The sequence below is a fragment of the Paracoccus sp. (in: a-proteobacteria) genome (genome assembly GCF_032007265.1).
GTDB lineage: Bacteria > Pseudomonadota > Alphaproteobacteria > Rhodobacterales > Rhodobacteraceae > Paracoccus.
The window spans coordinates 1-12,720 of sequence record NZ_DALZMB010000027.1 but is presented as its reverse complement, the minus strand read 5'-3'; the positions used below and the strand labels follow the sequence as shown (position 1 = coordinate 12,720).

Annotated in this window: 11 protein-coding genes; 3 read left to right on the top strand and 8 right to left on the bottom strand. The window is 58.5% G+C overall.

All coding sequences use genetic code 11. The features are described 5' to 3' along the window. Positions 1-43: 43 nt before the first annotated feature. The gene (locus RTS12_RS07945; protein WP_312527254.1) at positions 44-1,633 is read left to right on the top strand and encodes an FMN-binding glutamate synthase family protein; all 1,590 of its coding nucleotides are present in this window, start codon (positions 44-46) and stop codon (positions 1,631-1,633) included. Between the two features lie 45 nt (positions 1,634-1,678). Here RTS12_RS07945 and RTS12_RS07940 read toward each other — a convergent pair whose 3' ends face one another. The 7 genes from RTS12_RS07940 to RTS12_RS07910 all read right to left on the bottom strand — a co-directional run bounded on the left by RTS12_RS07940 (position 1,679) and on the right by RTS12_RS07910 (position 9,020). Beyond that, positions 1,679-2,227, bottom strand: coding sequence for a thioredoxin domain-containing protein (locus RTS12_RS07940; protein ID WP_312527197.1), 549 nt, complete (start codon positions 2,225-2,227; stop codon positions 1,679-1,681). A 139-nt stretch (positions 2,228-2,366) separates the two neighbouring features. Next, positions 2,367-3,875, bottom strand: coding sequence for a serine hydrolase domain-containing protein (locus RTS12_RS07935; protein ID WP_312527195.1), 1,509 nt, complete (start codon positions 3,873-3,875; stop codon positions 2,367-2,369). A 21-nt stretch (positions 3,876-3,896) separates the two neighbouring features. Then, positions 3,897-4,652, bottom strand: coding sequence for an ABC transporter ATP-binding protein (locus tag RTS12_RS07930; protein ID WP_312527193.1), 756 nt, complete (start codon positions 4,650-4,652; stop codon positions 3,897-3,899). Next, complete coding sequence (locus RTS12_RS07925) at positions 4,649-5,488, bottom strand: ABC transporter ATP-binding protein (RefSeq protein WP_312527191.1); 840 nt, start codon at positions 5,486-5,488, stop codon at positions 4,649-4,651. Before RTS12_RS07925 ends, RTS12_RS07930 begins: the two co-directional genes overlap by 4 nt. A gap of 11 nt (positions 5,489-5,499) precedes the next feature. Then, the gene (gene nikC, locus RTS12_RS07920) at positions 5,500-6,399 is read right to left on the bottom strand and encodes a nickel transporter permease (RefSeq protein WP_312527189.1); all 900 of its coding nucleotides are present in this window, start codon (positions 6,397-6,399) and stop codon (positions 5,500-5,502) included. A 12-nt stretch (positions 6,400-6,411) separates the two neighbouring features. Further along, positions 6,412-7,395: an ABC transporter permease gene (locus tag RTS12_RS07915; protein WP_312527186.1), complete on the bottom strand. Its 984-nt coding sequence runs from the start codon at positions 7,393-7,395 to the stop codon at positions 6,412-6,414. A 26-nt stretch (positions 7,396-7,421) separates the two neighbouring features. Then, a complete protein-coding gene (locus tag RTS12_RS07910; protein ID WP_312527184.1) occupies positions 7,422-9,020 on the bottom strand; it encodes an ABC transporter substrate-binding protein in 1,599 nt (532 codons plus the stop codon). 273 nt (positions 9,021-9,293) lie between these two features. Here RTS12_RS07910 and RTS12_RS07905 point away from each other — a divergent pair, with 273 nt between their 5' ends. After that, positions 9,294-10,331 (top strand): dipeptidase, encoded by a 1,038-nt coding sequence (locus RTS12_RS07905; protein WP_312527182.1) that lies wholly within the window; start codon positions 9,294-9,296, stop codon positions 10,329-10,331. An 88-nt stretch (positions 10,332-10,419) separates the two neighbouring features. Here RTS12_RS07905 and RTS12_RS07900 read toward each other — a convergent pair whose 3' ends face one another. Next, positions 10,420-11,280, bottom strand: coding sequence for a D-amino-acid transaminase (locus tag RTS12_RS07900; protein ID WP_312527180.1), 861 nt, complete (start codon positions 11,278-11,280; stop codon positions 10,420-10,422). A gap of 175 nt (positions 11,281-11,455) precedes the next feature. Between RTS12_RS07900 and RTS12_RS07895 the strand changes: the two genes are divergently transcribed. Continuing rightward, a complete protein-coding gene (locus tag RTS12_RS07895) occupies positions 11,456-12,415 on the top strand; it encodes a LysR family transcriptional regulator (protein ID WP_312527178.1) in 960 nt (319 codons plus the stop codon). Positions 12,416-12,720 lie beyond the last annotated feature (305 nt).

Below are 12,720 nucleotides of genomic sequence, written 5' to 3'. Positions count from 1 at the left end.
GACGCGTTTTGCGCGTTATAGCATTTTGGCTCTGACGATCGTGATGGTCTTGGTCAGCCTTGGGTTCTGGGTCGCAGGCCATTCAGTGGCTTTTCCATTTGTCGTCATTTTTGGCCTTTTGATGGTGCTGGGTCTGCATGACGTCTCGCAGCGTCACCACGCGGTCTTACGCAACTATCCCATCATCGGTCATATTCGCTTTTTGCTGGAATCGATCCGCCCCGAAATTCGTCAATACATGATCGAAAGCGATAGCGATGAGCTGCCGTTTAGCCGCGATCAACGCAGTCTGGTCTATCAGCGCGCCAAGGGCCAAGAGGATAAGAGGCCCTTCGGCACAAGTGAAAAGGTCTATGACGCGGGCTATTCTTGGGTCACTCATTCGGTTGCGCCCAAAGTCATCAAGGACACCGACTTTCGCGTTCTGATCGGTGGAAGCGAGTGTCGGCAGCCTTATCTTGCGTCTCTTTACAACATTTCGGCAATGAGCTTTGGCGCGCTGTCGGGAAATGCGATTTCTGCGCTGAACCAAGGGGCCAGAAAGGGTGGTTTTGCCCATGACACGGGCGAGGGGGGCGTAAGTCGCTATCACCGCGAAAACGGCGGCGATCTGATCTATCAAGTCGCGTCTGGTTATTTTGGTTGCCGCACCGATGATGGCCATTTCGACCCGGAAAAGTTTCGTGTGCAAGCGGCCAATCCGCAGATCAAGATGATCGAGCTGAAGTTGAGCCAAGGGGCGAAACCGGGCCATGGCGGTATGCTTCCCGCCGCCAAGATCAGCGCCGAAATCGCCGAGGCACGTGGGATCCCCATGGGTGTGGACTGCGTCTCGCCGCCGTCGCACAGCACGTTCTCAACGCCCGAAGGCATGATGCGCTTCATCGCGCAATTGCGCGAATTATCAGGGGGTAAGCCCGTCGGCTTCAAGCTGTGCATCGGACATCGGCGCGAATTTATGTGCATGGTCAAGGCCATGCTCTCGACCGGCATATCCCCGGATTTCATCGTCGTTGACGGCGCTGAAGGGGGGACGGGTTCCGCCCCGCTGGAATTTGCCAACCGGGTGGGTATGCCCATGCTGGAGGGGCTGTATTTCGTTCACAATACGCTGCGCGGCGCTGGTTTGCGCGATGACATCAAGGTCGGTGCAGCAGGTAAGATCGTCAGCGCCTTTGACATGGCCCGCGCCATGGCGCTGGGTGCGGATTGGTGTAACTCGGGCCGTGGGTTCATGTTCGCGATCGGCTGTATCCAGGCGCAATCATGCCACACGAACAAATGCCCGGTCGGCATTGCCACGCAGGACCCGATGCGTCAAAGGGCCGTCGATGTCGGCGATAAAAGCGATCGTGTCGCGCGCTTTCATCGCAATACGTTGCATGCTTTGGGCGAGATCGCAGGTGCTGCGGGTCTGAGCAGCCCGGGCGAGCTATTGCCCTATCATTTCATGTTCCGGCAAAAAGACGGCACATTCCTTGACGGCAACGAGGCTTATCCGCATCTGCCGACTGGCTTTTTGCTAGAGGAAAACAATATCCCCGAGCTGCGTGAATGGCATGCACGCTGGTCGCGCGCAGCGGCTGAAACCTTCCAGGCGACCAGTATCCCACGCGGACGTTTCAACGCCTAACAAGATAAGGGTAGGGCAGGGGGCGGATGCCGCCTCTTGCCCCTCTCAGGCCCGTGCGGCCTCTAGGATCGCCGCCCTTAGGCTTTCTGCATCAAAGCCGCCGACGTGGCTTTTACCGTTGATGAAGAATGAGGGCGTTCCATGCACGCCGCTGTCAATTCCGCTTTGCAGGTCACGCTCAATGACCGGACGGAATTTGCGCTGGTTCACATCTGAAATGAAGCGATCCAGATCAAGTCCCAGGTTTTCGGCATAGTTCACCACGTCATCTCCGCTCAGGTGATGCTGGTTTTGAAACAAGGTGCCATGCATTTCCCAAAACTTGCCTTGGGCGCCCGCTGCTTCGGCCGCTTCAGCGGCCAGTTCGGCGAATTGATGCAGCTGGTTCAGGGGAAAGTTACGGAATACGTAACGCACGCTGTCGGCGACGGCGTCCTTATGGCTTAGGACCTGACGCAGGACCGCATAGGACTGTCCGCAATAGGGGCATTGGTAATCGCCATATTCCACAATCGTCACGGGGGCTGTAGCCGCGCCGCGTATATGGTCTTGGGCGTCAACCGCACGGGATAATATTGTCGATGCAGCACTCATGAAACGAACCTCTTTTTAGGGTCGTGATCACCTGATGCTGAAAGAACGTGAATCCTGTGGCAAGGTTCCCATAGGGTTCATCTGGATAGGGTAGGGGGCCGATTTGGCCCCCCAAGTCGTTGTCGAATGGCGATACCGCTTAGTCGCGGCGGCGGTATTCGATCATCCGTGCCCGTGACAAAGCCAGTTCGAAGCGGTCTGACGATAGGCGGTTAAGACAAATGCGGCGAACCCAGGGGCCGTCCGTCAGCGTGAATAGAAAACGCCCGCCGCCCAGTGATTGCAAAGGCATAACCCGCTGCGTGGGCCCCGCACCCATGATCACCGCACCGTCTTGGATGTCCAAGGACGCGCCGAATTCAGGACTATGCCAGGCGCCGCACAAATCAGCGGGGAAGGGCTCGGGCTGGACCGGTTGGAAACGGGCAGGCGCATGGCCAATCTCGCCGACAATATCCGCGCCAGCCATCCGCAAGACCAGCCGCGAAGTGGGCGATTGGCTGTCCACGCCGCCCTGCGCTTCGGTATAAACGGCGACCTCATCGTCCAATCTGGAAACGCTATTGGCGGATACCTCGATCCAGTCGGCACCTTTTGGCGCGACATAAAGGCCCGGCACCAGATCCGAGGACGGCGTGGGCAGGTTTTCCCCAAAAAGCGCGGTCATGATCTGGGCGGCGATGCCCGAGGTGTTGACGTCATCGCGGTTGGCGACAACGGCAATCCCGGTTTGTGTTTGTGGATCAAGCAGAAGGTAGGATTTAAATCCCGGCTGAGAGCCGCCGTGACCGACCAATTCACGCGAACCTACCATCTGGCGTCGCATTCCCAGGCCGTATCCGGTGGGACGCCCGTCAGCCATGTGGCGGGTTGCGGTCAGCGCGGCCAGCCGCCCCGCAAAACTTCCCTGATCGTTCAGCAAAGCCTGACCCCAAAGCGCCAGATCGCGCCCGCTGCCGATCAAGCTGCCGGCCGAGGACAGGTGCATGCCCTGCAGTCCGATTTTCCAGGCCGTTCCGTCGTGCCAATATCCGGTGGCCAGCCCGGCGACCGGATCTGTCCACATCTCGCCTGCCTGCATGCGGATACCACGTGCATCACGCAATTCGGATTTGAGGAAGTCGTCGAAGACAAGGCCGTGGGCGCGCATGGCCTCTTCCACCAGACGATAACCGCCGTTGGAATAGTGAACCTCGGTGCCCGTGGGATAGTTCAGCCGGCTCATGCCAGCGTGAAAGTTTAAAAGATCCGGGGCTTTGGTCTCGGTAAAGATCGAATGCCCGATCAGGGTCAGGCATTCGCGGGTATCAGGAATTCCCCCCGACATGTCCAATGCGCGACCGACGGTTACCGCCGCTGTGGCCGGGGCGAGTTGAGGCAGATGCTTGCCAAGCGGATCATCCAACCCGATCACTTCGGGATGGGCCAGAACAAAGCTGGCAAAGACGTGCTTGGTGACCGAGGCATAGCGAACCACGCTGTCCACGCTGAAAGGCGCCGCCGTGGCAAGGCTTTCAACCCCTGCAGCCCGCGAGGCACGCAGGCCGCTTTGGTCAAACAAAATGACCGCGCCCCCCGGTTGATCTTTGTCCCAGATTACCGAGGTTTCCAGTGCCGCCTCTGCGGCGGCCCAGTTCAGCGCGTTCATTCCGTGTTCCTTAGTCTTTTCTTATTCTGCGACTTCTTCCAAAGCGACGCTAAGACGGCGCAGCTCTTGGGTGTGGGGGTGGTGGATATCGCCCAACCGCAACTGTTCGGCAGTGCATTGTTCGACCATCTTGCCGCTTTGCATAACGCCAAGGCGGTCGCAAAGATGCGCGATCACCGCAAGGTTGTGACTGACCATGACATAGGTCAGCCCACGCTCTTCGCGCAGATCGGCCAAAAGGTTCAGCACCTCGGCCTGAACCGAGACATCCAAGGCCGAGGTCGGCTCGTCCAGCAGCAGAACTTGCGGCTCTGCGATCAGGGCGCGGGCAATTGCTACGCGCTGACGCTGGCCACCCGACAGCTGGTGGGGAAAGCGAAACCGTGCCGATTGCGGCAAAGCCACATCCGACAGCACCCGGTTGATGCGGCCATCGATATCATCAATGCCGTGAACCAGCAGGATTTCTGACAGGATCCGGTCGATGGTCTGGCGCGGATGCAAAGAGCCGAAGGGGTCTTGAAAGACCATCTGCACCTGACGGAAAAAGGCCGGGGGCCGCTTGAGGGGAACATCGGCATTGCCAATGCGCACCTTGCCGCGCCAATCCTCGTTCAGCCCGGCCAATGCGCGCAGAACCGTCGATTTCCCCGAGCCGGATTCCCCGACGATGCCAAAGCTCTCGCCTTTGTCCACGGTGAAATCGACGCCTTTGACGACTTCATGGTCCGAGAACGAGATGCGCAGGTCTTGCACGTCAATCATCGGTGCGCTCATGCGGTTTTCTCCTTCAGCCAGGCCTCGTCACGCACCAGAACTGGCAGACGACGCTTGGGATGCAGCAGCGACGGCATCCCGTTCAGCAGGCCGCGCGTATAGGGATGCTTGGCCTTGAGCAGATCCGAGGCCGCCATTTCTTCCATGACTTGCCCCATATACATCACCGAGACCCGATCGCAGAAATGCGACACCAGCGGCAGATCGTGGCTGATCAGGATCAGCCCCATGCCGCGGCTATCGACCAGATCGTCGATCAGCCTCAGGATTTCGGCTTGAACCGTCGCATCCAGTGCCGAAGTCGGCTCATCTGCAATCAACAGCTCTGGATCCGGTGCCAGCATCATTGCGATCATGGCACGCTGGCCCATTCCGCCTGAGATCTCGTGCGGATAGGCGTCAAAGACCTTTTTCGGATCGCGGATTTTGACCTGCTCCAGCAGGTCAAGTACCGCGTCGCGGACTTCGCTGCGCGAGCCGCCCTTGTGCTCACGCCAGGCCTCGCCGATCTGCGAGCCGATGCTTTTTACCGGGTTCAGCGAGTATTTCGGGTCTTGAAGGATAAAGCCGACCCGCTTGCCGCGGACCTTGCGCATCTCCTTCTCGCGGGTCTTGAGAATATCAAGATCCCCAAGCTGCATCCGATCCGCCGTGATTTTGGCGGTTTTCGGCAGCAACTTCATCAACGCACGGGCCGTCAGTGATTTGCCCGAGCCGGATTCGCCGACAATGCCCAGCTTTTCACGGCCAAGCGACAGTGAAATGCCGCGAACCGCCTCGAATCTTCTGCCATCGCTTTCAAAGGCAATGCGAAGGTTTTGGATATCAACCTGCATGATCGCCCCTTTCAGTTCTGTTTCGGATCAAGGACATCGCGCAAGCCGTCGCCCAAGAAGTTAAAGGCCAAAGAGGTCAGCAAGATTGCGACACAAGGCGCAACCGCAACCCACCACTGCTGCAGCATATACTGGCGTGCCGTCGCGATCATCGCACCCCATTCGGGCGAAGGAGGCTGTGCGCCCATGCCCAGAAAGCCAAGGCTCGCGGCGGTGATGATGATCGAGGACATATCCAGCGTCACCCGCACGATCAGCGAGGGCACGCACATCGGTGCGATATGTCGCCCGACAATGCGCCAGCGCGATGCGCCGGTCAGGCGGCATGCTGCGATGAAATCACTGTTGCGGATGGTCATGGTTTCGGCACGTGCGATACGTGCATAGGGCGGCCATGCGGTCAGGGCGATCGCCAGAACCGCGCTTTGAACGCCCGGATGCAGCGCGGCCACAAAGGCCAGTGCCAGGATCAGGCGCGGGAAGGCCAGAAACACATCGGTGACGCGCATCAAAACGGTATCGACCTTGCCGCCGAAATAGCCCGCGATACAGCCGATCGCCAGACCCAGCGGCGCGACCATCACCACGACGGTGATGACCATACCCAGGGTGACGCGCCCGCCGTAAAGGACGCGCGACAAGATATCGCGTCCCAGCTCATCGGTGCCGAAAAGATGCTCGGCCGAGGGGCGGGCAAGGCGGTTGTTCAGATCTTGCAGTGCCGGATCATACGGCGCCAACAGCGGTGCAAAGAGCGCGGTCAGCACGGCAAACATGATGACGATCAGGCCGATCATGGCCAAGGGGTTGCGGCGCAGCGACAGCCAGGTCCGATAGCGACGGCCCCAGCTTGCCTGTGCGCGCGAGGTGGGCATGTCGTCCATGGCCCAAGTGCGGAAAGTGCTTAGCATATTCATTGCCCCTTATTGCACGCGCGGGTCAAAGACGCGGTAAAGCACGTCAGCCAGCAAATTCAGCCCGACATAGATCGAACCGATCAGCAGCGTGGCTCCGACGACGGGGTTCATATCCGCGTTCATCAGCGAGACGGTCAGATATTGACCCAATCCGGGCCATGCAAAGACCGTTTCCGTGACCACCGCGCCTTCAAGAAGGCCGGCATAGGTCAGCGCGATCACCGTAATCAACTGAACGGCAACCGTCGGGAAGGCATGACCAAAGATCACGCGGGACGAGGACAGACCCTTGGCACGGGCCGCGACGATGAATTCGCCCTTGAGCGCATCCAGCATAAAGGCGCGCGTCATGCGGGTGATATAGGCCATCGAGAAATAGCTGAGCACCGAAACCGGCAGCACCAGATGCGCCAAAGCATCGCGGAATGCACCCCAATCGCCTGCAAGCAGCGCGTCAATGGTCAGAAACCCTGAAACGGTCGGGATCATATCTTGAAAGATGATGTCCTGACGGCCCGGGCCGGGGGCGATGCCAAGTCCGGCATAGAAGATCAGCAGAGCCAATAGCGCCAGCACGAATACCGGAACCGAATGGCCCGCGAGACAAAGCACGCGGATGATTTGATCGATCGCCGAGCCTTGCTTGACCGCCGACAGAATTCCCAAAGGCACGCCGATCAAGACTGCGATCAGCAATGCATAAGTGGCCAGCTCCATCGTCGCGGGAAAGTAATGCGCGATGTCGGTGGTCACGGGGTTTTGCGTCAGGATGGATTTGCCGAAATCACCATGCAGGATCTGCCAAACATAATGGCCAAACTGCACGATCAGGGGCTGATCCAGCCCCATCTCGGCACGGACGCGCAGGATAACTGCCTCGGGGGCGTTGTCGCCCACCGCTGCAATCACGGGATCGACGGGCATTACCCGGCCGATCATGAAGGTGACGACGGCCAGCCCGAACAGCGTCGCGAGGACGCTGCCGAGCATGCCGACCGTTCTTTTCAGTCTCTTGTTCACGCCTTGGTTGTTCCCGCATAGGAGTGGCTGTCCGACAGCGCACCAAGGCGGATGCCTTCGACATTGGGACGGCAAGCCGCCGTGGTCGAGGTCTGCATCATGATCGCAAAGGGGCTGTTCTGCATATAGGTGTCTTGCAGAGCGAGGTATTTCTCGATCCGCGTGGCCGGGTCTTTCTCATCGCGGGCCGCGATCGACAAAGCTGCCAGCTTCTCGTCTTGGAAGTTCGAGCGCCAGCAGAAAGGCTTGTTGGCCGCATCATCCGAGTTGTCGGTGTTGACGCAGAAGACATCGACGTTGGCGTTCGGATCAAAGTAATCCGTGCCCCATGCCGAAAGCGCCATCTCGTGCTGACGTGCGCGCATCTTGGTCAGGACCTGACGGTTTTCTGCGGCCAGCAGGTTTACCTTGATGCCGATCTCGCCAAGGTTGGCCTGAAGGGTCTGGGCAATTGCCGGGTAAGGCTGGGCCGAATAATGGTCCATGTTGATCTCGAACCCGTTGGCAAAGCCCGCTTCGGCCAGCAAGGCCTTGGCTTTGGCGGTGTCTTTCGAGAAGGGCGTATTCATATTTGCGCCCGGCAGGCCTTCTGGAACGATCGACTGGTGGACCTTGTGGGTCGCGGGCAGGATGTTCGACTGGATGCCCTGATAATCGATCGCCCATTTGACAGCTTCCCAGACCTTGGGGTCTTTCAGCTTCTCATTGGCGACGTTCATCGAGATCAGCATCAAGGATGCCGTGAACTTCTGCACCAGTTTGACGCTGGCGTCGTCTTTAAGCGTCTTGAGCTGCTCGCTGGTCAGGTTGCGCGCAACATCGACATCGCCCTTTTGCAGCATGAGCAACTGGGCCGACGGGTCGATGATGTGACGCAAGATGATGCGCTGAAGATCGCCTTTGTAATCGCCGTTCGGGTTGACCTGCAGCGAAACGGTGTCGCTGGGACGCCAGATCTGAAGCATGAACTCGCCCGAACCTGCCGAGTTTTTCTGCAACCATGCATTGCCGAGGTCGCCATCGACTTCATTGGCCATGGCCACGGCTTTTTCAACGATCGAGCCGACGTTGGCCGACAGGCAGTAAAGCAGGAACGACACCGAGGTCGGCTCATCCGTGGTCAGCACCAGCGTCTCGGCGTCCGGCGCCGTGATCGAGGTCGCTGCGTTTTCAGCATTCCAGCCGAATTGCGTGATGATAAAGGCCGGGCCTTTGTTCATGATGACGCAGCGCTGAAGCGACCATGCGCAATCTTCGGCGGTCAGATCGCCACCGGACGAGAATTTCACGCCCTGCTTGATCTTGAAGGTAAAGGTCTTGCCGTCTTCGCTGGCGGTCCAGCTTTCGGCGATTTGCGGATCGACCTTGTTGGGGTCTTCCAGGTTCGGGTGAACCAGCTTTTGATACATGTTCCCGCAGATCTCCGAGCCGATGGCTTCGAAGCTTTCATGGGGATCAAGGCTGGTCATATTGTCCAGCTGTTGGGCGACCACAAGAATGCTCTTGGGATTTTCGGCGAAAGCCTTCGACAGCGACAGATAGGAAAGCGCCGGAAAGGCAGCTGCGCCGGCGAGGAAATGACGTCTGGAGAGCATGATGATTGTCCCTAGTTCACGAACCATTCGAGCGAGCAAATCGCGTCCGCGCGCTAAGGAGCGCCAGGCAGACAGCGCAATCGCCGCGAGCGTGCGCTATCATGGGCATTTCACCTGCCGCCAATGCCAATTCCGGGATAGATAAGACCGCAATTGCATAACCGCGCAATTTCATGCCGTTATCGGCTGCCCGTCGCTCTGCTCCTTGGCGATTCAGCGGTTGCGAATTCGCCTTATCGGTCCGAGACATGGGTAAGCTTTGGGAGATGACGAATGAGCGATATGACTGACGCGCTGGTTTTCGATGGCCATAATGACGCCCTTTTGCGAATTTGGCGTGCTGGTGGACCCGAGGCGATCCGTGCCTTTATCGAAGGCGATAGCATCGGCCATATCGATTTGCCGCGTGCGCGTAAGGGTGGGCTCGCGGGGGGGCTTTGCGCGGTCTATGTACCCTCGGAACGTGTGCTGGATTCCAACGGCAACTGGCCGACGCCGGGTCGGGCTGAGGCGCTGGAAGTTACGACTGCCATGGCTGCTGTCCTGGCCAGGATCGAGCGCGAGGCCAAAGGCGGGTTGAAAATCTGCTGCTCGGCCGCAGATATCCGCGCCGCGATGGCACAAGGCTCATTCGCTTCGGTTTTGCATATCGAAGGGGTCGAGGCGATCGGCGCCGATCTGGATCTGCTTTATCTGATGCATAACGCCGGGCTGCGCAGCCTGGGTCCGGTCTGGAGCCGTCCGAACATCTTTGCCTTTGGGGTGCCGTTCCGCTTTCCCTCGACGCCTGATATCGGCCCGGGCCTTAGCGCACATGGCAAAGCGCTGATCCGTGCCTGCAATGAGCTGAAGATCATGGTCGATCTGTCGCATATGAATGACGCGGGCTTTTGGGATATTGCCAAGATTTCGGATGCGCCGCTGGTCGCGTCGCATTCCAACGCCCATGGCGTTTGCCCCCACAGCCGCAATGTCACGGATCGCCAATTGGATGCGATCAAGGATACCGGCGGCCTTGTCGGGATCAATTTTGGCGTGTCATTCCTTAATCCGACTGGCGAACGCGACACGTCGCTGCCTTTGTCCGCGTTGGTGCGCCACATCGACTATATCGTCGACCGCATCGGGATCGATCACATTGCACTGGGTTCGGACTTTGACGGCACGACCATTCCTGATGCATTGCGCGATGCCGCCGACCTGCCAAAGCTGATCGATGCCCTGAAGCTGGGCGGCTATGAGGGTGAGGATCTGGCCAAGATCACCCATCAGAACTGGATCAATGTGCTTGAGCGTACTTGGGGCTGCTGATCCAGCAGCCAGCAAAAGGTTCGGGATGAAAAAAGGGGCCAGCTGGCCCCTTTTCTTTTCTCTATATGAATATGGCAGAGCCAGGGGCTCAGGTGATCTTTTCGCAGGCGCGGGCCGAGGCCAGATAGATCTGCTGCAATTGGCGCGTGACCGGGCCGGGGGTGCCGTCGCCGATCACCTGTTCACCGATGCGCACCACCGGCATCACCAGGCTGGAAGCACTGGTCAGGAATGCTTCGGCCGCATCTTGGGCTTCGGCAATCGTGAACGGGCGCTCTTCCAGTGTCAGGCCGTGGGTTTCAGCCAGGCTTAGAACCGCACGACGGGTACAGCCGGGCAGGATGGCGTGCGAGTTCTGACGGGTGATGATCTTGCCATCGCGGGTCAGGATGAATGCCGTTGAGGATGCGCCCTCGGTAATGCAGCCATCCTCATGCAGCCAGACATCCTGATAACCTTCGGTCTTGGCGCGGGTCGTGGCCAGAACTTGCCCAAGCAGCATCACGGTCTTGATGTCGCGGCGGTCCCAGCGCGGATCCTGCATCAAGGCGACGGCAATGCCGTTGTTCTGCGCAGGGGTATCATACAGCTTTTGCGGCTGGGTAAAGGCGACAAAGCTGGGCGTCATATCGGCCGCGGGATGGAAGTTCCGCTCGGCCACGCCGCGCGACACCTGCATATAGATCGTGCCATCTGTCATCCCATTACGGCGGATCAGTTCGATCTGCATCTCTCGCACATTTTCGAGAGGCATGGGCAGGGGAATCCCCAATTCCGCAAGGGAACGGGCGAAACGGGCCAAATGCAGGTCATTGTCGATCAGATGGCCATCGACCATCGCAGTGACCTCGTAAATCGCATCTCCAAATAGAAAGCCCCGGTCCATGACCGATACTTTCGCTTCGTTTTCAGGTAGATATTCGCCGTTAAGATAGATGTGCCGCGTCATGATCTTTACTCGATTTTCAGATGGGCGGCAGCCTAATTGGGGCGTGGCGGAATGGCCAATGCCGGTTTTTCCCTAAGGTAGACCCTTTTTGCATAGCTCTCTTTCACCCCCGCCCCGCCATCTGTTCCTTATTCCGGCCCCGCCATAAGTACATGGCCCATCGCAGAGGGTGAACATGGAACTAAAATGGCTCGAGGACTTCGTAATGCTGGCCAGCACGGCCAGTTTTTCGCGTGCGGCCGAAGCGCGACATATTACGCAATCCGCTTTCAGCCGTCGCATCAAGCAACTTGAGGGGTGGTTGGGCACAGCGCTGATCAGCCGCGCCAGCATTCCCGCCGAGCTGACCGGCGAGGGCAAGGCCTTCCTGCCTGTCGCCCAAGAGGCCATTCGCGTCTTTTACGCCACGCGTGATCATCTGCGTCCGCCCAATGGCCGACAAAAGGTCCTGAACCTTGCGGCGCTGCATACGTTAAGTGTCACCATGCTCCCCGATTGTCTGGCGCGGATCGAAACCCACATGCCCGAGGCTGTGACCCGCGTCATTCCCGACAAGGGGGGGATCGAGGCCAACCTCGAGGCTTTGGTGAGTGGCGAAGCCGATCTGTTCCTGACTTACGCACATCCTTATGTGCCGATGCTGCTTGACCCAGAGCATTTCAACTGGATCACCCTGGGACGCGAGGCAGTTGTGCCGGTCGTTTCGCCCAACCTTCTGCCCGCCGAAGATCTGCAAGGCGCCGAAGGCTGCGATCTTCTGGATCATGCGCTGAAACAGAAACGGGAATTGCCCTATCTGGACTATGGCCTGTCATCTTTCTTTGGCACGGCACTGCAGCGCCTTTTGACCGAGCGTCCCTTTCGTCGGCGCGTCGTGCATGAAAATTCGATCAGCGTCGGTTTGAAGGAACTGGCCCTGCGCGGCAAAGGTCTGTGCTGGCTGCCCAAAAGCCTCATTCAGGACGAGCTGACCCAAGGCGCTCTGATTCAGGCCTCTTCTGCGCCGGCATGGCAGCTCGATGTCGAGATCCGCCTTTATTCTTATAGAAGCGAAGATCGCGCGGGCATGCAGTCCTATTGGGACAAGATCGTCGCGGCCTTTCAGGATGAAAGCAGCAGTCTGATCCGCGCCTAAACGATTCTCGCAGGCAAGAATCGGGGTTTTCGCCCGTTTTGGCCGGAAAACACCCCGATTCTTGTCCGCGATTCGTCGTAAGGCCGCAAAATCAGGCCAATATGCGGATCAAAAGCGTCATATTAATCTCATGTTTTCTGATAGTTATGACTTTTGTATCAGTTTCTTGGCTTTTTCCTCTTGCGGCCACAGTTCGTGGGGCCTAGATATCTCCTCACCGAAGCGACGGTGTGAAGCCGCCGCCAAGGAAATCCGGAGATGATGTGCTTGGATGGCGCTGAGGTTTAGCGCGATCTGATTATTTT

Bases quoted from the DNA above. Each gene is read 5' to 3' on its own strand.
- RTS12_RS07910 (WP_312527184.1), bottom strand. From the start codon at position 9,020: ATGCTCTCCAGACGTCATTTCCTCGCCGGCGCAGCTGCCTTTCCGGCG.
- RTS12_RS07940 (WP_312527197.1), bottom strand. From the start codon at position 2,227: ATGAGTGCTGCATCGACAATATTATCCCGTGCGGTTGACGCCCAAGAC.
- RTS12_RS07895 (WP_312527178.1), top strand. From the start codon at position 11,456: ATGGAACTAAAATGGCTCGAGGACTTCGTAATGCTGGCCAGCACGGCC.
- RTS12_RS07930 (WP_312527193.1), bottom strand. From the start codon at position 4,652: ATGAGCGCACCGATGATTGACGTGCAAGACCTGCGCATCTCGTTCTCG.
- RTS12_RS07900 (WP_312527180.1), bottom strand. From the start codon at position 11,280: ATGACGCGGCACATCTATCTTAACGGCGAATATCTACCTGAAAACGAA.
- RTS12_RS07905 (WP_312527182.1), top strand. From the start codon at position 9,294: ATGAGCGATATGACTGACGCGCTGGTTTTCGATGGCCATAATGACGCC.
- nikC (WP_312527189.1), bottom strand. From the start codon at position 6,399: ATGCTAAGCACTTTCCGCACTTGGGCCATGGACGACATGCCCACCTCG.
- RTS12_RS07915 (WP_312527186.1), bottom strand. From the start codon at position 7,395: ATGCTCGGCAGCGTCCTCGCGACGCTGTTCGGGCTGGCCGTCGTCACC.
- RTS12_RS07925 (WP_312527191.1), bottom strand. From the start codon at position 5,488: ATGCAGGTTGATATCCAAAACCTTCGCATTGCCTTTGAAAGCGATGGC.
- RTS12_RS07945 (WP_312527254.1), top strand. From the start codon at position 44: ATGGTCTTGGTCAGCCTTGGGTTCTGGGTCGCAGGCCATTCAGTGGCT.
- RTS12_RS07935 (WP_312527195.1), bottom strand. From the start codon at position 3,875: ATGAACGCGCTGAACTGGGCCGCCGCAGAGGCGGCACTGGAAACCTCG.